General features: G+C 35.6%; 20 protein-coding genes and 1 pseudogene. 11 read left to right on the top strand and 10 right to left on the bottom strand.

The window, feature by feature from the left end; translation table 11 throughout:
* Positions 1 to 34: 34 nt before the first annotated feature.
* The 7 genes from GH741_RS00730 (at position 35) to rpoN (ending at position 6639) form a co-directional block, all read left to right on the top strand.
* Positions 35 to 736, top strand: coding sequence for an ABC transporter ATP-binding protein (locus tag GH741_RS00730; RefSeq protein ID WP_153734977.1), 702 nt, complete (start codon positions 35 to 37; stop codon positions 734 to 736).
* Between the two features lie 16 nt (positions 737 to 752).
* Positions 753 to 1463, top strand: a complete 711-nt coding sequence (locus GH741_RS00725) for an ABC transporter ATP-binding protein (protein ID WP_153734860.1) — start codon at positions 753 to 755, stop codon at positions 1461 to 1463.
* A 15-nt stretch (positions 1464 to 1478) separates the two neighbouring features.
* Positions 1479 to 2369 (top strand): branched-chain amino acid ABC transporter permease, encoded by an 891-nt coding sequence (locus tag GH741_RS00720; protein WP_153734859.1) that lies wholly within the window; start codon positions 1479 to 1481, stop codon positions 2367 to 2369.
* Positions 2357 to 3325 carry a branched-chain amino acid ABC transporter permease gene (locus GH741_RS00715; protein WP_153734858.1) on the top strand — a complete coding sequence of 323 codons (969 nt, stop codon included), beginning with the start codon at positions 2357 to 2359 and terminating at the stop codon, positions 3323 to 3325. Before GH741_RS00720 ends, GH741_RS00715 begins: the two co-directional genes overlap by 13 nt.
* On the top strand, positions 3322 to 4218 hold the full coding sequence (locus GH741_RS00710; protein ID WP_153734857.1) for an acetamidase/formamidase family protein: 897 nt from the start codon (positions 3322 to 3324) through the stop codon (positions 4216 to 4218). The genes GH741_RS00715 and GH741_RS00710 overlap by 4 nt, the downstream gene beginning before the upstream one ends.
* A gap of 1 nt (position 4219) precedes the next feature.
* The gene (locus tag GH741_RS00705) at positions 4220 to 5092 is read left to right on the top strand and encodes an aminotransferase class IV (protein ID WP_153734856.1); all 873 of its coding nucleotides are present in this window, start codon (positions 4220 to 4222) and stop codon (positions 5090 to 5092) included.
* 194 nt (positions 5093 to 5286) lie between these two features.
* Positions 5287 to 6639, top strand: a complete 1353-nt coding sequence (rpoN, locus tag GH741_RS00700; protein WP_153734855.1) for an RNA polymerase factor sigma-54 — start codon at positions 5287 to 5289, stop codon at positions 6637 to 6639.
* A 287-nt stretch (positions 6640 to 6926) separates the two neighbouring features.
* Here rpoN and GH741_RS00695 read toward each other — a convergent pair whose 3' ends face one another.
* The 9 genes and pseudogenes from GH741_RS00695 to GH741_RS22055 all read right to left on the bottom strand — a co-directional run bounded on the left by GH741_RS00695 (position 6927) and on the right by GH741_RS22055 (position 12619).
* Complete coding sequence (locus GH741_RS00695; protein WP_153734854.1) at positions 6927 to 7574, bottom strand: glycosyltransferase; 648 nt, start codon at positions 7572 to 7574, stop codon at positions 6927 to 6929.
* 407 nt (positions 7575 to 7981) lie between these two features.
* Positions 7982 to 8398, bottom strand: a complete 417-nt coding sequence (locus GH741_RS00690; RefSeq protein ID WP_153734853.1) for a hypothetical protein — start codon at positions 8396 to 8398, stop codon at positions 7982 to 7984.
* A gap of 92 nt (positions 8399 to 8490) precedes the next feature.
* Positions 8491 to 8895 carry a hypothetical protein gene (locus GH741_RS00685; RefSeq protein WP_153734852.1) on the bottom strand — a complete coding sequence of 135 codons (405 nt, stop codon included), beginning with the start codon at positions 8893 to 8895 and terminating at the stop codon, positions 8491 to 8493.
* 371 nt (positions 8896 to 9266) lie between these two features.
* Complete coding sequence (locus GH741_RS00680; RefSeq protein WP_153734851.1) at positions 9267 to 9467, bottom strand: hypothetical protein; 201 nt, start codon at positions 9465 to 9467, stop codon at positions 9267 to 9269.
* A gap of 166 nt (positions 9468 to 9633) precedes the next feature.
* Entirely contained in the window at positions 9634 to 9834 is a 201-nt protein-coding gene (locus GH741_RS00675; protein WP_205677297.1) for a hypothetical protein, read from the bottom strand.
* Positions 9835 to 10304: 470 nt separating this feature from the next.
* Positions 10305 to 10640 (bottom strand): annotated as a pseudogene (locus GH741_RS00670) (RsiV family protein); the annotation flags it as partial.
* A gap of 237 nt (positions 10641 to 10877) precedes the next feature.
* Complete coding sequence (locus tag GH741_RS21520; protein WP_170287522.1) at positions 10878 to 11714, bottom strand: DUF6398 domain-containing protein; 837 nt, start codon at positions 11712 to 11714, stop codon at positions 10878 to 10880.
* 17 nt (positions 11715 to 11731) lie between these two features.
* On the bottom strand, positions 11732 to 12484 hold the full coding sequence (locus GH741_RS00660) for an RQC-minor-1 family DNA-binding protein (RefSeq protein ID WP_153734848.1): 753 nt from the start codon (positions 12482 to 12484) through the stop codon (positions 11732 to 11734).
* Between the two features lie 3 nt (positions 12485 to 12487).
* A complete protein-coding gene (locus tag GH741_RS22055) occupies positions 12488 to 12619 on the bottom strand; it encodes a hypothetical protein (RefSeq protein ID WP_276608204.1) in 132 nt (43 codons plus the stop codon).
* Between the two features lie 248 nt (positions 12620 to 12867).
* On the opposite strand from GH741_RS22055, the gene GH741_RS00650 reads away from it, so the two are divergent.
* On the top strand, positions 12868 to 13668 hold the full coding sequence (locus GH741_RS00650; protein WP_153734847.1) for a serine/threonine protein kinase: 801 nt from the start codon (positions 12868 to 12870) through the stop codon (positions 13666 to 13668).
* Positions 13669 to 13671: 3 nt separating this feature from the next.
* Here GH741_RS00650 and GH741_RS00645 read toward each other — a convergent pair whose 3' ends face one another.
* Positions 13672 to 13863, bottom strand: coding sequence for a hypothetical protein (locus GH741_RS00645; protein WP_153734846.1), 192 nt, complete (start codon positions 13861 to 13863; stop codon positions 13672 to 13674).
* A gap of 430 nt (positions 13864 to 14293) precedes the next feature.
* Between GH741_RS00645 and GH741_RS00640 the strand changes: the two genes are divergently transcribed.
* The 3 genes from GH741_RS00640 to GH741_RS00630 all read left to right on the top strand — a co-directional run bounded on the left by GH741_RS00640 (position 14294) and on the right by GH741_RS00630 (position 17744).
* Positions 14294 to 15409: a GNAT family N-acetyltransferase gene (locus GH741_RS00640; protein ID WP_153734845.1), complete on the top strand. Its 1116-nt coding sequence runs from the start codon at positions 14294 to 14296 to the stop codon at positions 15407 to 15409.
* 130 nt (positions 15410 to 15539) lie between these two features.
* Positions 15540 to 16685: an N-acetylglucosamine-6-phosphate deacetylase gene (nagA, locus tag GH741_RS00635; RefSeq protein ID WP_153734844.1), complete on the top strand. Its 1146-nt coding sequence runs from the start codon at positions 15540 to 15542 to the stop codon at positions 16683 to 16685.
* 99 nt (positions 16686 to 16784) lie between these two features.
* Positions 16785 to 17744 (top strand): 2-hydroxyacid dehydrogenase, encoded by a 960-nt coding sequence (locus GH741_RS00630; protein ID WP_153734843.1) that lies wholly within the window; start codon positions 16785 to 16787, stop codon positions 17742 to 17744.
* The last annotated feature ends 202 nt before the right edge of the window (positions 17745 to 17946 follow it).

The following is a 17946-nucleotide window of genomic DNA, read 5'->3' as shown; positions in this document are numbered from 1 at the left end:
GAAATCCACCTTTTCCTAACTTAAGGAGGTAAGTATGCTAAGGGTAGAAAATTTGTCTAAACACTTTGGTGGGACTCAGGCATTAAAAGATGTAAATTTTGAAGTTAAACCTAAAGAGATTATTGGTATTATCGGGCCCAATGGTTCAGGGAAATCAACCTTACTTCATACAATTACCGGAATACATAAACCTGATAAGGGAAGTATTTGGTACGAAGATAAGAATATTACAAGTATTCCTCTTGAAGATAGAGCAAGACTTGGGATTGGTAGAACATTTCAAAACTTACGGTTATTTAAACGATTAACAGTTTGGGAAAATATGTTGATCCCAGCCATACAGTTAAAAAAATCAAAAAAGGATATGGAAGAACAGGCAAGTGAGTTGTTAAACCTAGTTAATTTAACACACTTAAAAAATGAACAAGCGCAAAATCTATCAATTGGTCAACAGAGATTACTAGAGTTTATTCGGGCGATGATGCTGGATTCGAAAATAGTATTGTTAGATGAGCCAACGGCAGGATTTCATCCCAATATGATTCAAACATTTATCGATACATTATTAGAATTAAATAGACGAGGCAAAACTTTTGTCATTATTGAACATAATATTCCCGCCATAATGGAAGTTAGTACAAAGTTGATTGCTATTGCAGCTGGTGAGGTACTGATGAGCGGTAATCCTGAAGAAGTTCATTCAGATGCTAAAGTTGTAGAAGCGTATCTTGGATAAAGGGGGATAAACACTCATGTTAGAAGTAAAAAATGTAGATGCAGGTTATGGAAAAATAAATATACTAAATGATTTATCACTAAAAGCTAGAGAGAATAACTTAACACTATTAATTGGGCCAAACGGCGCTGGTAAGTCGACCTTACTCAAAGCTATTTTTGGATTTGTGAAGACTTCAAAGGGATCAATAGAATATAACGGAAAAGACATTTCTAGTTTGCCCTCACATCAACTAGTAGACCATGGTATCAGCTTTTTGCTGCAGAGGGTCAGTGTGTTTCCGGAACTTACAATTAATGAAAATTTAAAATTGGGTGCTTGGGCATTTAAGAAAGATAAACAAAAGGTTACTCAACAGCTAGAAGCTATGTATGATAAGTTCGATGTTTTAAAGCAAAAACGCAATGAAAAAGCTGGATTGATGAGTGGGGGACAAAAAAGAACACTCGAAATTGCTAGAATGTTAATGTCAAATCCTAAAATGCTTTTGATAGACGAACCTTCAGCTGGATTATCCCCAAAAATAGCAAAAGAGGTTTATCAAATTTTACATGGACTAAAGGACGATGGAATCACTTTGTTAATGGTAGATCAAAATATCAGGGACTCTATTGGTTATTCAGATTATGTCTATGTTTTGGAACAAGGAAGTGTATCATCAGAGAGCAAGGCATCTGAGGTTGAGGCAAATTTAAAAGAGGTTGTCCAGTCTTGGTTAAAGTTCTAAGTCGGGGGGATAAAAATGGATTTTCTTGTACCTTTGTTAGCACAACTAACAAATGGATTAATTATCGGTTTCATTTATGCTTTAATGGCGTTGGGATTAACACTGATTTTTGGTGTATTGAAAGTTATTAATTTTGCACATGGTGAATTTTATATGCTTGGTGCATATATTTCATATATTGCTAGCCGGATGCTAGGCCTTCATCCGATAATTGGTATAATTGCTGCAGTCGCAGTTGTGTTTATAATTGGTATGTTAATGGAGAAAGCTTTGTTAACTCCAATATACGAAGATAAGGTTGAACGAAAAGATGAGTACGCATTATTGATAACCTTTGGATTATCAATCTTCTTGATGAACGGTGCATTAGTAGTCTTTGGACCATATCAAAAAAGTCCTGAGCCTTTAGCAAGTGGTGTACTAGACTTGGGAGTGCTTAGCGTAAGTTCAGGAAGGATTTATGCCGTAGTATTAGCGATAATATTCATGGCTGCTACATTGTTTATTATTAATAAGACTTGGCTTGGGACGGCATTAAGAGCGTTATCACAAGATCGCGATGCTAGTACGATTATGGGAATAAATGCTAAGACTCTTGGTAGTATTGCTTTTGGTCTTGGGGCTGCAATGGCAGGTGCTGCTGGAGCACTTCTAGCGCCAGTTTTTCTTGTTTTCCCAATTATGGGTGTTGTGCCAGCCATAAAATCTTTTGTAATTATAATATTAGGATCAATGGGATCAATTAAAGGTGCTATTTATGGGTCGTTACTGCTTGGGATAGTAGAAAGTCTTGGAGTATTTTTCCTTTCCCCTAGTTACCGTGACGGCTATAGTTTTTTACTGTTGATTATAATATTACTTGTTAAACCTAAAGGGTTGTTTGGAGGGTCACAATGGAACAACTAGAGAAAAGAATTTTAGCTGTGTTACTCGTCGTTGCATTGTTTCTTCCACTGTTTGTTGATGATTATGCTTTGCATATTGTAATTTTAGCTTGTTTCTTTATTATGATGGCGTCAAGTTGGAATTTATTAGCGGGTTATTCCGGACAGGTATCCTTCGCACATATGGCATTGGCATCATCTGGTGCATATACATCTGGATTAATAAGTGTGCATTTAGGAATTCATCCAGTTTTATCTATTCTAGTCGGTGCTGTGGTCGCTGGTTTAGTAGGGTTATTTTTAGGAGTATTAACCTTAAGAATGAAGGACAGTTATTTAGCATTAACAACTATTGCATTTGCCGAGATATTTAGATTGGTTATCAGCCTAGAATATAAAGTGACAAATGGTAAAGTGGGGCTTAGTGTGCCAGGACTGTTTGGAGATATAACCTCTAAACTTCCTTATTATTACACGGCAATTGGTCTAGTGGTTTTAATGGTATTCTTCGGAATCTATAGATTAGTTTATTCAAATTTCGGACTGACTGTACGTTCTATTCGTGAGGATGAGATAGCGGCATCTGCCATGGGAGTAAAGGTTGTTCGTCATAAAATAATTGTTTTCACCATTTCATCTGCAATGGCCGGTGTGGCTGGCGGGTTTTTAGCTCATTATAACCAATTAGTTAGTCCAGAAATGACAACAATCACTCAAATGGGTATGGTTATTTCAATGGCGGTAATTGGTGGATTAGGAACATTTATTGGACCAATTATCGGTGGGTTATCGTTAGAAATAATTGCTGAGTATGTAAAAGAATTTGGTAACTATCACTTAATGATTTTCGGGTTAATTTTAATTTTAGTGTTACGCTTTTCCCCACAAGGTATAGCAGGTTTAATCACCAAGTTTCACAATAGAAAGAAAAAGAAAGTTAGTACTAGTGCATCAACGGAAAAAGAGGTGCAAAAATGAAAGTAATTCCTAGAGAAAAACACATCTATTCGTTCCGTCCAGATGCAGATACAGTTGAAACTATCGAGTCTGGAGAAGAAGTAATTTTTCATACTTACGATAGTTATAGGGATCAATTAAAATCAGAGTCGATAGATAAAAACTTTAAACTAGAAGGTGTTAATCCTGCAACCGGCCCAGTTTATGTAAATGGTGCTGAACCAGGGGATACCTTGAAAATTTCAGTATTGTCATTGGAGTTAGAAGAAGAGGGTTCCATGTACCTTCGGCCGGGAGTCGGGGTATTAAAAAAGTATGTCGATCGTCCAGAGGTTAAGAAACTAAAAATAAAAAATAAAAAAGTAATTTATAATGATAAATATAGTTTTGACTTGAAGCCAATGATTGGTGTCATTGGTGTAGCCTTAGATGAAGAAATCAGTACATTTTCTCCAGGGAAACATGGTGGAAACATGGATACAAAGGAAATTACTGCTGGGGCGGTCATTTATTTGCCGGTATTCACATTAGGAGCAAAACTTGCTATTGGTGACTTGCATGCAATAATGGGTGACGGGGAAGTTCCTATCTGTGGCGTGGAAATTGGCGGAAGAGTCCATATTAAAGTGGAAGTTATTAAAACTAAACTTAGTGATTGGCCTGTATTAGAAGATAAAGATAATTACTATGCGATTGCATCTGCCAAGACTATGGATGAGGCTTGTGAACTGGCTACTGAATCCATGTTTTTGCTGTTAAGAAAACAAAATCCGAAATTAGCATCCAATGACATAATTAGATTAATTGGTATCCAAGGGGATTTAAAAATCAGTCAAGTAGTAAATCCTTTAAAAACAGCTAAATTTGTTTTACCCAAAAAACTAATTCCATGTGGACTTGAGGAGGTAAGATGATTTGACAATCAATAAATCAGTTGCTTATTTCAATGGTGATTTTATTAAAGTAGATGATGCTGTTATGCCTTTAGAAGAACGGGGGTTACAGTTCGGTGACAGTGTATATGAAGTAATTAGAGTATATAATGGTAAGCCATATACGTTGATTGAGCATTTACAAAGGTTGTTAATATCATCAGAGAGTATCATGCTTGCCTCGCCAAATGTGATGGAATTAGAGGAATTAGTTCTTCAAGGTATTGATAAGCTACAAATGCAAAGTGGGACGATATATCTCCAAATTACTAGAGGAAGTGCATCTAGAAACCATGAATTTCCAATAGATGCCCATCAAAACCTAATGGCTATATGGAAAGTAGATGAGGGTGTGATAAGCACACCAGACCAAGGGGTAAAGTTAAAATCTTTCCCTGACGAGCGCTGGAAAAAGTGTTTCATTAAATCTACATGTCTTTTGCCAAATGTTTTAGCAAAAGAAAAGGCTAAGAGAAAAGGTTGTTATGAAGCACTTCTTATAAGAGATGCTGAAATAAAAGAATGTTCAGCAATGAATGTATTTATAGTTAAGGATGGAGTAGTAAAAACTCCGCCAGCAGATCAAAGCATCCTTAATGGTATTACAAGGCAGAAGGTGCTGTCATTAGCAAGTCAGAATGGATTACTAACATCTGAAACAGTATTAACAATTGAAGATATAGAAGTTGCAGATGAAATATTTATAACGAGTACTACAAAAGAACTAATACCGGTAACACAAGTAGATAATTTTATCATTGGTAACGGTAAATTAGGCGAAAATTTTTCTTTAATTCATAGATTATATAAAGAGGACGTTATAAGAGAGTGTGGCGCGGGAACTAATAAAGTATAAGGTTTATGAATATGGACGTTTCCTTTGTTACAAGTGAAAGACTTGTAACAAAGGAAACGTCCATATTAAATTATAAATTAACCTTCAATGATGTAAGATTTTCTCACAAACTACATGTATCGTATCATTAGTTGGTGTATTATGCATATAATACTATTAATGATAGATAGACTAGGGAAAGGGAGAATTGAGCTATGCAGATGGCCTTAAGAATAGAACAAAAACAGAAACTTCAATTAGCACTTACTCCTGAATTATACCAATCAATAAATATTCTTCAATATTCCGCTATCGATTTAAATGGTTTTCTCAATCAACAAATCTACGAAAATCCTCTCCTTGAGACATATGAAGAAAGAACAGATTCAAGTACCTATCAAGATAATGTAAAATCAGAGTTTAGTTGGAAGAGAGAGATGCAAGGAATTTATAGAAATAAAACTACTGGTGCAGGTGATATAGCTGAAATCCTTTCTTCATCTAATGAAACTACGTTAGAAATGCATCTAATCGAACAGATTTCTTTCATAGACGCAATTACTCAAAGTGAATTGCAAACTATTAAATTTTTAATTAGAAACTTAAATGAAAATGGTTATTTAACAATAGATGAAAATTTAGCTGCTTTAATGCTAGGGGTTAGTGTAGCTGAAGTAGGTAATATGGCTAAGTTATTACAAACTTTTGACCCAATCGGTGTAGGGGCTAAAAATCTTAAAGATTGCTTATTAATTCAAATGAGGCATAAAAAGAATCATCACAGACTTGCTTGTGAAATAGTCGAAAATTATTTAGAGGACATAGCTAATAAAAAATATAAAAAGATCAGCGCTATTTTTTCTATTCCCATGTCTGAAGTTCAAGAAGTGATTGACTACATACAGACGCTTAATCCTCGACCTGGTGAGGATTTTACTAGATCAATGGTTAACTATATTATTCCAGATGTAATAGTTAAAAAAGAACATAACGGGTATGTAGTTCAGGTGAATGATTATTTAGTTCCAGATTTAACAATCAATTACAATTATAAAGCTCTTGTAGAAGAAGATAATGGTGCTCACCGCTATATACAGGAGAAACTGAATGATGCTGTCACATTAATAAGAGGTGTTGAACATAGGAAGACGACATTGTATGAGGTAACAAAAGCAATTTTGGATTACCAATTTGCTTTCTTTGAGCATGGTGTTTCAGAACTAAAAGCAATGACATTAAATGATATTGCTAAAATTGTTTCCTTGCATGAATCTACGGTTAGTAGAGCAACCAGTAACAAGTATATCCAAACACCAATGGGTATTTTCGAATTTAAGTATTTCTTCACGAACGGCCTTGGGGCACTGAGTGGAATGAAATCTGTCAAAAGCATAAAGGATAAGCTTGAGGAAATTATCAATACGGAGAATAAGGAAAAACCATTGTCAGACCAAAAGATAACAATAATTTTTGCTAATGAAAATATCAATGTCTCACGAAGAACGATTGCCAAATACCGAGAAGAATTAGGAATATTACCATCTTCTAAAAGAAAAAGGTGGAAGTAAATATTTAACATACTAAACCGTATGGATTTTAAAGAGCAGGTGCAACATTGTACCTGCTTGTCGTCTGAAAAATAATGCAGGGACGGTTCTTTTGCGTCACTTTAATTGATTGTGTCGATGAACCATCAGATGACAAGGAAATTTGGTCAAATCTTATTTTGTCAAACAAGTTTGTACAGGATTTTTTTACAAAGGATGAAAAGTTCGAGATTGTTGAATAAAAAAGATACTGATATTAGAATAATTAAAAGGAGTGAGTTTCCAACATTACTGGAGATTTCACTCCTTTAATTTGAAATTCTTTCAAGGCTTCTCATTTTAAATAACTTCCACAAAACGAACTTAAATGATCTAGTTAATATTTTAATATTGGAATGAGTAGAAACTCCTTCTAATCTTTGCTGTATCGGAACCGGAACTTCCAGTACGCGAAAGCCACGTTTCTTTGAAACAGATATAAAGACCCCACCATAAGCAAAGTCATTTGTGTAATACTCATCCACACAGGTTTTCCTCATAGCTTTAAATCCTGTAGTTGCATCACTTACTCCTGAGAATAAAGTTATTATTTTTTCTCCCAATCTAGGTAGTTTTTCGCGAACTCCTAAAACAATATCTGCTTGATCAGTAAAAATAGGTTCCACAAGTTTTGGTATATAATCAATTGGGTGTTGTCCATCAGCATCAATCGTAACGACCACATCATTTGACGCAGCTGCAATGCCAGTTGCAAGTGCGATTATTGGCCCTTGATTATAGGGCTGTTTAATTAATGTAACTTCGGAGAAATCTTCAACCACTTCAGCGGTATCATCTGTGCTGTAATCATCAACTACTATGATTTCTGAATTAGGATAGCTCTCTACTAGAGCTCTCAATACTTTAGCAATAGATTTAGATTCATTGAATGCAGGTATAATTATTGAATAAAACACGAGAGACACAACCTTTTTGTAACAATTTCCAAGGGAATATAAAAAACTATTTGAGTTGTTTAATTAACTCCCCAAACTTATTACTGTAATAGTGTAATTATTTATTACTTTCTTTTCACAAAATACATTATAACGTATAGCGTTGGCACATCCATCAGGGTCAAAAACTGGCCCGCATATTAAATAGGATATATGAAATAGGATTTTCTAGGATGAACCTTCCTTTTGTGTATGTACCTTCAACTGAAACTCGTGCAGTTCAAAGCTCGTATTTTTCTATCCTCTCACCATTATTAGCTGAGGTGTCTATTATTAGTTTCTAACTGAACTATTATCTATCATACTAAGGTCATATAGATCTTTCATTTTACTTCTAAATATACTACTTGGGGTTGGATTGATGTATGTTATTTCAATTCAATACTCGAATCAGTTCCATGGGAATTAGTGAAAAAAATACATAATACAGTTGTATTATGCCTAAAACCTTGTTTTTCTGCTAAATTGACTTTTAAAATATTGTTATATTTCACGATAATTTTATCAGCAAATAATAAATGGTCTTCTTCAACATTAAAAAATATCTTTTCTCCCTTTGATACATAAGGAAGCCCATTTAAATGAATGACTCTGAACGTACAGTAGGAAAACTTAGCTACTATCATTTTAGGATTCATTGAACTTTGGCGAATACCTTTTCGCTTTATTTCTTTAATTAATTTTAAATGTTCTTTTATTTTCTTTCTCTCAATTGGATTTTGTTCGTTTCTTAACATATCCTTGTATTTTATTACATCATCTTTTGTCTTACTGATCAAACTCATAAGAGAACCCCCCCTCAGTTAAGTTAGAAATGGTATTATCATATTTTCAACGTTATAAATTACTATTACGTTCTAAGTCTAGATGGAATGATTTAGTACAATTGATAAAATAAAGGCTTATTGACTGGTTTATTTTTCTCCCAATTGATATCAAATTTAGTATAAGTCTGGTCATGAGCACACTCTAGAAGATTTGTGAGCTTTCCGTCTAGAGCTAGTTGATAGAATTCATACTTAATCAAATCAATGTACTGATTTTTTGTAAGATACTTTAATTTCCCATAGGGACGATCCTTTGAATAGGGAAAAATTTGAGGAAAATACTTAGTAACTTTTGCTAAATCAGCAGCATCTAAATGATACGGACTTTCTCCATCTTTTTCGCGCTTCTTCTTGTAAGTAAAAGGTTCCTTTTTTAGAACGTTACCTTTATATTTAAAAGAAAAAACACTTTCCGAAATCGAACTTATGTCATCTATTAAAATCAGTTCTTTCATAACATTCATCCTCCTAATTTGTTTGTATAGGTTTAGCGATAATGGGGGCTCTTTAATGATCCAATGACTCGTAAATTTTCGTATCAGTATTTTGCATTAGGTTAGATAAACAGATACGGATATGGAAGCTCAGGTGCGTAGACAAATGTTGGTATGTATCCGTTTGAAGTTACTATGTAAGGATAGGAGCACGCAGTTTTAACTTTTGTACCGATACATTCTTATTCTTAGTAAATAGATTATATCGACTTTTCAATTTTGATAGTGACTACTGCCATGGAGAGAGCCGGTACTATTAAGCTACTATAAAGGTTCGGATCAGGTCTTTATAAGAGGACAATAAATGATAGGCTTCCTTGCCAGGAATGCTTTTAACAACTGTTCAATAAAAACCGAGTGATTAGTATAACAATTGAAGTGATAAATCCGACTCCAAATCCAATGACCCCAAACAAGATTCCGACCCAATCCTTCAGCTCATCTTCTCCAATATAACCAATAGAAAAACCAATTAATCCTAGCAATATACTGCTTGTAGCAATAATACCTATGTTCTTGACTATACGATTCATCTAAGTTTCCTTTCTTAGCCACTGGTATGCCGTTATTATTTTGTAAAGTTGCAGGGCATGGCTAGCAACTTTACAATCTTATTTAGTTGATCATAATTTTAGGTGGAACTAATTCTTTAACTCATAACAGATGTAATCGATAATTAATCCAAGATTTTCCCTTTCACTAACAATAGAGAATAACCAGGAAACCCGTATGAAATCCACAGACAAAAGCTAGATTAGTATCTTGTTTTTGAGTAGCAACTCCACCCTTTGTACTAACTATTTGATCGCTATCATCAATGTCGCTGCCTAACTTCCTTGTGTAACCAGCTAAAGCAAGTAGTTTCATCGTAGAAACTGCCGGGAGATTTTGGCTGATCATGTGTTTCTTTTCCATTACTACTATCGTAAATCTATATCGACAGATTTACCAGTAAAATCAGCCCATCCTGATTCTGTACTGGAAAGACAGCATATTACTCACTAAAAAACTGAAGATCGAACAAACAAGGACGAAAGTATTTATGAGCCAGCATAAAATTAATCTGGTTTGGATAAATTAAGGATTGGTATTGCCAATTCTAACTGATGGAGGGATATTACATGTCTGTTCATAAGGACGAGAAGCCTAATTATACTCCAACGAATCCAAGTAAGAAAAGACCAGATGAGCAAAGAAGAGGAAAAGGAAAATCCGGCTCGCGAGGCAATGCAAGATAGCAAATGACGTCTCCCCAGCTAATGGTTTTACCCAATTGGATACCATTAGTTGGGGTTAGATTTATTAAAGAAATATATAAAAGAATTTTTATGGAAATTAGATTATTTCCAACTTCTATCTGACTGGGCTAATTAATTACTAACAGCCATCCGACCGAGCGGACCATCTTCATCAATAATATCATGTAATCCATAGACGGAAATTGGAAACATAGGGAATCCAAATACATATGGAGTTATTTCGTAGAGCTCAAAATAGATAACAAGAGCTTTGTCAGCAATGTAAAAGTCTTGATTTGGTTCGATGGATGTGAAGGTGCCGAGAAGCTGAATATCTCGTTGCTCGATTTGCGCGCGAATCAAGGTTGAAATTCGGTTAATATAATTACTTTCGGGTCTGAATAAATCTTTAAGTTCAACCCTTGTTCTGTTTTGTAGGTCGAATGTTAAAGATTTAATATACGTCATCCTATAAATGGGTTCCTATACCATAACTTCCGATCATTTAGTCTAATTCTACTAGGAATTAATTAGCTACTATTAATAGATCCAGAGCTAATCGAAAATAGTGATATTCTATTTGGAAATGAAGGCCAAATGCCCCTTTAAGAAAGGTTATGAAATAAGACAACATAAATAGTTAACTTTATTCAAGGAAGCTTTTAGAACTTGTTGTTAGATAGGAAAGAAGCAAAAGAACCGTCCCTAGTATGTCCAAAACCAATTGTGATACAATGCCAATAATGGTGCGTTATTGTGCTCTTCTTCTACGGAGATTTCTGCTAATGGAACAATAGCGATTCTTTCTCCATCTTGGGTAACATTAACTAGAATGCCATAATATTCATCTAATTGCTTTACTTGGTCTAAACGAATACAATCAACATTATAAACAACGATTTTATTTGGCTCAACTTCCTGTTCTAACGTTGCTGAAAATGGGAACTCCATTTTGCTTTGCAAATAATCATAGAAAATAGTTAATCGTTCCGGTGTTGCTTCTAAACAATCTATCAGCTCTTCTTCATCATAAAATTTGTTTTTCTCAAGATCTGTAATACCTAATATTTTGGCTATTTCCAACTCCCATTCAGTCAGAGGTTGTTCTGCTGCCATTTCAGTAGGGACGACGAACCCATTGCTTGTTGTTAGGTGATTAAATGGATTATTCTGTTGTATAGTTGAAACAGAGAAATCACTATCGAAGTATCCCATTTTAAACATGTCTCTAATCACTTTTGATTTTTGAGAAGTGGTACTTTGTTTTGTTTCAAAAAAATCACAGATCTGTGAAGACAAAACATATGGTTTGTTGTCTTTGTCAAATAAAAAATTAATTGTTCCTAATGCGTGAATTACTGCAGCTGCCCATATTTCAATTTTTCCCGTTAAAAATGGAACTTCTCTTTTTCTAGACATTTTAAGGATCAATTTATCTATTATTTCTTCATATTCTTCATTTAAGAATTCATCGCTAAAAGCGTGTGTAAGCTCCAGTAATTGTGATTTTTTCTCCTCTACCTTTTCCTTTGTGCTAGCCATTGTCCCCATCCTTCTTATTATAAATAATACCGCTCTTTGTCACGGCAGTTTTGACATCTTCTTGGCAGAACAAAACCCTTTTGTTTAAAAAACTTTTGTTCACCTACAGTAAAGACAAATCTATCTCCACATTCCCAACATTTAATTAATAGATCTTGTGGTTCTTGTCCTTGTAATGCTTCATTAATAGCTAAATTACGGGTAATAATAAATTCTTGATCTACCGGTTTGCTTGTTTGTAGAGCTTCCACTGTTTCCCTGATTTTAGCTTTAACTTTTTTATAATCAATTTTCTCCCATGCTTCGAGATAGGGAATATACCTTTGCTCGCCTGTTACGTTGATTTTTTCTATAAATAAAAAAAACATCTCTCTATTTCGATCCTTTAAATAGTTCATATCAGGGCTGGCAACATTTTTTGTTATGTACGTCTCCCACTCGAAAAGTAGCTCATCTGCACGTTGATTAGCCTCAATCTTCCAACCTCGCTCAGTGAACACAATCATTGGAAGTTTCCCGCTATATGCTGTTTCTAGAAAATCATGATCAATCATCCAATCGATTTTTTCGGTTATTTGTGCGATAGTAAAATCGTTAAAATAACCGTAGGCAGGACATTCGTCTAACTCTAATTGTAGGATCTTTTTTTCCCGTGATCCTTTCAGTATTTTTGCTAGAAGTGTTCTTCCACCCACCATAATAATCTCATCGGATGCTCGAAGAATGGCCATAATCTCAGCTTCTGTTAACTGGGGTGCTTTGGTAGACATTTATCACAACACCTCGCCATACTTTTTTTCATGCAAATCACGAAGCCATACTTTTACTGGTGCCTTCCATTGTTCGTTTTTGGCTGGTATGTTTTTAATTAAACTTTTCGGCTGCATGCCAAGTTCTTTCGCCATTTGTTAATCAGCTTGGTTTAATCGACAAAATTTTTTAGCTTCTGCCAATCCGGCTTATACTTTTTCCCCATTTTAATTCCTTCCTTTTCCCATGAATAAAAACAATCTATTTAAATTATAAAATAAAATTAAATGTGAAAGCAAGGGACGGTTCTTTTGCTCCTTTGGAGGCAAAAGAACCGTCCCTTTGCGTCTTTTTTGAGGTATAATAGAGAGAAATTGTAATTGAAATAGTGGTGAAAAGATCGATGAGAGCTTTTAAGATGGTTGGACGGATTTATAGATTACTAACAGACCGGCGGTATAAGCAGGGTGATCTGTTAGTTGACAAATATCAGGTTGAGTTAGCGTTAGGCATGGGTAGTTATGGAATGACGTATTTATGTAAAAACGTAGAAAATGAACAAATGTGTGTAATAAAGCAAATGACTAAGAGTAAAAAGCAGACAGTAATGCATGAGCAATACAAGCATGAGACACAAATACTAGCACAACTAGATCACCCGAACATTCCAACTTTTTATGAGCGTTTTGTGCATGGAAAATATCACTTTTTCTCTATGGAATATATAGAAGGACGAAATTTGGAAGATGTTTTATTTGCAGATAAGCTCACTTTTACAGAAAGAGAATCGTTAATTTTAACAAGAGATTTATTAACTATTGTCGATTATGTACACTCGATGGGAATGATCCATGGAGATGTAAGAATACCTAATGTAATTCTTCAAAACAACCAAACTTATATTATTGATTTTGGGTTGGCCGAATTGTTTCGCCAATCAACGCAAATAAATAAAGATAACCTAAAGGAAAAGCTTGGTCTGCTTAGAGAAGACTATTTTGATATAGGAGACCTATTGTTGTTTCTGCTTTATTCTAATTTCGATGCTAACGTAAAGAAAGGTCGTTCATGGACCGAAGAACTAACTCTTCACCCCAGAACAACCTATTGTCTTAAGAGATTATTAAGTATTGGACAACCTTATTCAGATACGAAAGCGGCATTGAGTGATGTTAATCATGCGATAGCCTGTTTAGAAGAATGAGACTTAACTACTGCTGCTACCGTATCCTTTTCTTTTATACCGATGACTTCCTTGATGTCCAGAGTGTCTATGGCGATCACTACTACTGAAGCGATTATGCTTGCGACCACTCGAACTATGCTTATAACTACGATGCCTTTTCTTACTACTACTACCAGAGAATTGCTTCAATTTCTTTAAAAATTTATTAAACATATAAAAAACTCCCTTCATGATTATATGAATACGTATTTCAAGGTGATAAAGTTTCAAAGGGACGGTTCTTTTGCGTCCTTTTTGAACAAGAGCTTTGTTTCCTTACTACTCAATAATTTCCACGCAGTATATTTTTTAAACATTCTTCCACGTTCTTGTAGGCAAACTGAGGCGTCTGTTATGGTGGGAAGTAACAGTTAGTCAATCAATTCTGTTTTTTGTTTATCGTTTTATCTGACCGGCTAGTGGAAGCTTGATATGAATATTGCCGTGATATAAGTTGGTGTTTTTTTTTCACTAGAAAATTCCTCGTAATGAATGGGATCAAAACGGAAAAATCCTATTAGAGATTCCTCAATATACGAGATTATTAATTTAGCTACCAAGGAAGCAAATATGAACAGGTCATCTGAAAAAGGGGAGACACACTATGGTCGAAGTAAGGCATTTGAAAAAGGAAGAAATGGAAGCGGCTATTAGACTATCCGATCAGACATTTCGTGATTCTGAACGGACTTCGATGGGAACGGCTTTTCCACAAATATTTACACCTAGTATGCTTAACCATTCATTTGGGGCATTTGTTGATGGAAAGTTAGTTGCCTTTATGGGGCTTCTTCCAGCCGTGATAAACCTGGGAAAAGCTAAAATAAGCGTTTATTCATTAGGCTCTGTCTGTACAGCTATTGATTATCGTGGGCAAGGTATTGCGAGTCAAATGTTAGAGGAAATATCAGAGTTTCTACAAAAAACAGAGGCGTCTCTCCTGCTTGTCTCTGGGGATCGTACATTATATCGAAAGGCGGGCTGTTTTCCATTTGGGCAGTTAACGCGTTTTACATATAAAGGGAGCAGTTACATACCGTCAAAGGATTTAAATATTAGCGAAATGGAAACGTCTGATCTTCTGGGCATGGTTAGGGTAGCAGAAAAACGAGAAGTTGCCTATCAACAAGGTTTGCTGGATTTTTCTGAACTAATTGAAGCTGAAGCATACGCAAGTAATATCAAGTTAAGTCATAAAGTGCTAGTTAACAAGAGTGAGGGATTGATTAGTAGTTTCCTAGTAGTTGGACTTCCTCATCATTCATCAGTAAATAGAACTGCTATTGCAATTGAATGGGCTGGGGAAGTTGATGAGTTAGAGAGTTTATTAGCTTATGCAGTCGAAACGTATCAACTAGACGAAATCGAAGTTCCGGTCCCGTGGCAAGATCAAGTTCTACTAGAAAACCTCAGTTCATTACCAAATCAAAAAGTGAAAAATCAAGGGACAATCAAGGTGATTGATGCTAAATGTTTATTACAACAAATTTATCCGTATGTGAAAGAGAAATTTAAGGGCAACGTTCGTTTTAAAACTGATGAAAATGGTTGCGTGGAAGTAATAACACCCACAGTAACGGAAACGCTGAGCCCAGAGGAGCTTATCTCATTCTTGTTTAATGTGGATGCAATAGATAAATCGGTTGTAAAGCTACAACAAGCAACAAATAATGCTTTTCCTATTCCATTTCCAAATACAGCTGGTTTAAATTATTTATAGGATAAGGTTAATATCAGGCTGCTGTTGATTCTGAAAACCATCAAAACTATACAAGAGGGAAAGGATCAGGATATAGGTTAAGCGTCTTTATATCTTTTTATTGGAGCGAATTAATTTTGGAGGTAAAAAAATGGACAAAAAGGTAATTGTAAATACGCGAGTTGTTACTCCTTCGGCAATCATCTCCCCGTCAAGCATATGGATAGAAGAAGGGAAAATCACTAAAATCGCACAAGGTGAAAGCCCAACTATTCCTGATGATTACCAAGTAATTGATGGCGACGGTCACCTGTTAATACCTGGAATGATTGATGTACATATACATGGTGCAAATGGATCCGATATGATGGATGGTACAGAAGAGAGTATTTTAGAAGTCTCGCGTATCTGTGCAAGGACAGGATGTACATCATTTCTGGTAACCTCGGTGACTTCTTCTATAGAAGACTTAATGAAAATGATTGAGAACGTGAAGAAGGTGATTGGCAAAGAGCCTGGAGCCCAAATTGCTGGTATCCACTTAGAAGGCCCATACCTTAATATTAAAAAAAAGGGAATGCAAAATGAAAAATACTTACGTCATCCTAATAAAGAGGAAATGAAACAAATTTTAAAAGAAGCGGATGGTCTAATTAAGATGGTTACGATTGCACCTGAGTTGCCCGGTGGGATGGAAATGGTACATTTTTTAAAAGAACAAGGTATTGTCGTTTCGCTAGCACACTCTGATGCAACGTATGATCAAGCGAAAGAGGCGTTTGCTACAGGAGCAAGTCATGTAACCCATTGTTTTAATGCGATGCGGCCAATCCACCATAGAGACCCAGGGTTAGTTGTAGCAGCTTTTGAGGAACCGCACGTTAGTCTCCAAGCGATTGTTGATAATGTACACCTTCATCCAGCGATTGTTCGGCTAATGCATCGGATAAAAGGTCCAGAAGGTGTTGCTTTAATCACCGACGCACTTCAGGCCATGTATATGGGAGACGGTGTCTATCAGTTCGGAGGGCATCAAGTAACAGTGACGAATGGGGTGGCGCGATTAGATGATGACACACTTGCTTCTAGTACAGTAACAATGAATGAAGCAATAAAAAATACAGTTCAAAGCGGTATCTCACTCGTTGATGCAGTCTATATGGCTTCCACAACGCCTGCAACTATTTTGGGGCTAAACCATAAAGGTAGAATATCAGACCAAACCGACGCCGATCTGGTATTGATAGATTCCGAGTATAACGTACAATGGACAATGATAGACGGTCAAATTACGTAGGGACGTTCTTTTGCGTCCTTTTGAACTAAAGTTAAGGCCCTGACTGGAATGACGCATGAGAACCGTCCCCGTGAATACTTTAATGAGGAGGTTGAATAATTGAAACCTAAAGTATACATAACAAGAAAATTACCGGATCCAATTGTAAACAAAATAAAACTGTCGTGTCATGTAAATATGTGGGAAGAAGAGGACATCTCTGTACCTAGAGATGTTTTGCTTAATGAAACTAAAGATGTTGATGGGATCATTAGCATGTTAACAGATACAATTGATGCAGAAGTGTTCGATAATTCAAGGAATTTAAAGGTCGTTTCAAATATGGCTGTTGGCTACAACAATATTGACATCGAAGAAGCAACTGACAGAGGAATCATAGTTACAAATACACCAGATGTTTTGACAGAAACGACGGCAGACTTAACGTTTGCTTTATTGATGTCAACTGCCAGAAGAATTGTTGAGGCATCCGAATATCTAAAAGAGGGGAAGTGGAAAACTTGGTCCCCGATGTTATTAACTGGAAGAGATATTTATGGGTCGACTCTTGGAATCATAGGAATGGGACGAATAGGTAAAGCTGTTGCAAAACGAGCTAAAGGATTTGATATGAATGTGTTTTATAGCAATCGATCTCGTAAACCAGAAATAGAAAAAGAATTAGGGATCAGCTATTCAACGATGGAAGATCTCCTGAAAAACTCAGATTTTATTTGTATCCTGATTCCATATAATCCAGAAGTCCATCATTTAATAGGTGAAAAAGAATTAGAAACTATGAAGGAATCAGCTATTCTTATTAATACCGCTCGTGGAGGAATTGTTGATGAACGTGCCTTATATAAAGCGTTGAGAAGTCACTCGATTTGGGGAGCAGGTTTAGATGTGTTTGAGGAGGAACCTGTGTCGTCCGATCATCCTCTTTTAAGTCTGCCTAATGTCATCACCCTCCCACACATCGGAAGTGCTAGTGAAAAAACAAGACTAAAAATGGCCGAATTAACAGCCGAAAACATAACACTAGTTTTAACAGGCAAGAAGCCATTAACGCCAGTATGAGGTAGGGACGGTACGTGCGTGTATGCGCCATAAGAGGTCCATCAATGGATTGATGGAATCCCACTTAGTAAGATAAAAGCAATAAATGAAAGTGCCATTAGCAGAGGTGTAAATGTAATGGGTGGCCAAATTACAAATACAGCGGTAGCGGGATCAATAGGCCTTGAATACGGATCATTTGAAAAAGTTATTAGGTAGGATA

The organism is Aquibacillus halophilus (assembly GCF_009649745.1).
GTDB classification, from domain to species: Bacteria; Bacillota; Bacilli; order Bacillales; family Amphibacillaceae; genus Aquibacillus; species Aquibacillus halophilus.
The sequence above is the reverse complement of the archived record's forward strand: the minus strand, read 5'-3'. Positions and strand labels throughout refer to the sequence as shown.

What these genes read in the sequence shown, in the direction of transcription:
- GH741_RS00690 (WP_153734853.1), bottom strand. Translation starts at nt 8,398, where the DNA reads ATGAGTTTGATCAGTAAGACAAAAGATGATGTAATAAAATACAAGGAT.
- GH741_RS00720 (WP_153734859.1), top strand. Translation starts at nt 1,479, where the DNA reads ATGGATTTTCTTGTACCTTTGTTAGCACAACTAACAAATGGATTAATT.
- nagA (WP_153734844.1), top strand. Translation starts at nt 15,540, where the DNA reads ATGGACAAAAAGGTAATTGTAAATACGCGAGTTGTTACTCCTTCGGCA.
- GH741_RS00725 (WP_153734860.1), top strand. Translation starts at nt 753, where the DNA reads ATGTTAGAAGTAAAAAATGTAGATGCAGGTTATGGAAAAATAAATATA.
- GH741_RS00680 (WP_153734851.1), bottom strand. Translation starts at nt 9,467, where the DNA reads ATGAATCGTATAGTCAAGAACATAGGTATTATTGCTACAAGCAGTATA.
- GH741_RS00660 (WP_153734848.1), bottom strand. Translation starts at nt 12,484, where the DNA reads ATGTCTACCAAAGCACCCCAGTTAACAGAAGCTGAGATTATGGCCATT.
- GH741_RS00685 (WP_153734852.1), bottom strand. Translation starts at nt 8,895, where the DNA reads ATGAAAGAACTGATTTTAATAGATGACATAAGTTCGATTTCGGAAAGT.
- GH741_RS00715 (WP_153734858.1), top strand. Translation starts at nt 2,357, where the DNA reads ATGGAACAACTAGAGAAAAGAATTTTAGCTGTGTTACTCGTCGTTGCA.
- GH741_RS22055 (WP_276608204.1), bottom strand. Translation starts at nt 12,619, where the DNA reads ATGGCGAAAGAACTTGGCATGCAGCCGAAAAGTTTAATTAAAAACATA.
- GH741_RS00640 (WP_153734845.1), top strand. Translation starts at nt 14,294, where the DNA reads ATGGTCGAAGTAAGGCATTTGAAAAAGGAAGAAATGGAAGCGGCTATT.
- GH741_RS00710 (WP_153734857.1), top strand. Translation starts at nt 3,322, where the DNA reads ATGAAAGTAATTCCTAGAGAAAAACACATCTATTCGTTCCGTCCAGAT.
- rpoN (WP_153734855.1), top strand. Translation starts at nt 5,287, where the DNA reads ATGCAGATGGCCTTAAGAATAGAACAAAAACAGAAACTTCAATTAGCA.
- GH741_RS00675 (WP_205677297.1), bottom strand. Translation starts at nt 9,834, where the DNA reads ATGATCAGCCAAAATCTCCCGGCAGTTTCTACGATGAAACTACTTGCT.
- GH741_RS00730 (WP_153734977.1), top strand. Translation starts at nt 35, where the DNA reads ATGCTAAGGGTAGAAAATTTGTCTAAACACTTTGGTGGGACTCAGGCA.
- GH741_RS00650 (WP_153734847.1), top strand. Translation starts at nt 12,868, where the DNA reads ATGAGAGCTTTTAAGATGGTTGGACGGATTTATAGATTACTAACAGAC.
- GH741_RS00645 (WP_153734846.1), bottom strand. Translation starts at nt 13,863, where the DNA reads ATGTTTAATAAATTTTTAAAGAAATTGAAGCAATTCTCTGGTAGTAGT.
- GH741_RS21520 (WP_170287522.1), bottom strand. Translation starts at nt 11,714, where the DNA reads ATGGCTAGCACAAAGGAAAAGGTAGAGGAGAAAAAATCACAATTACTG.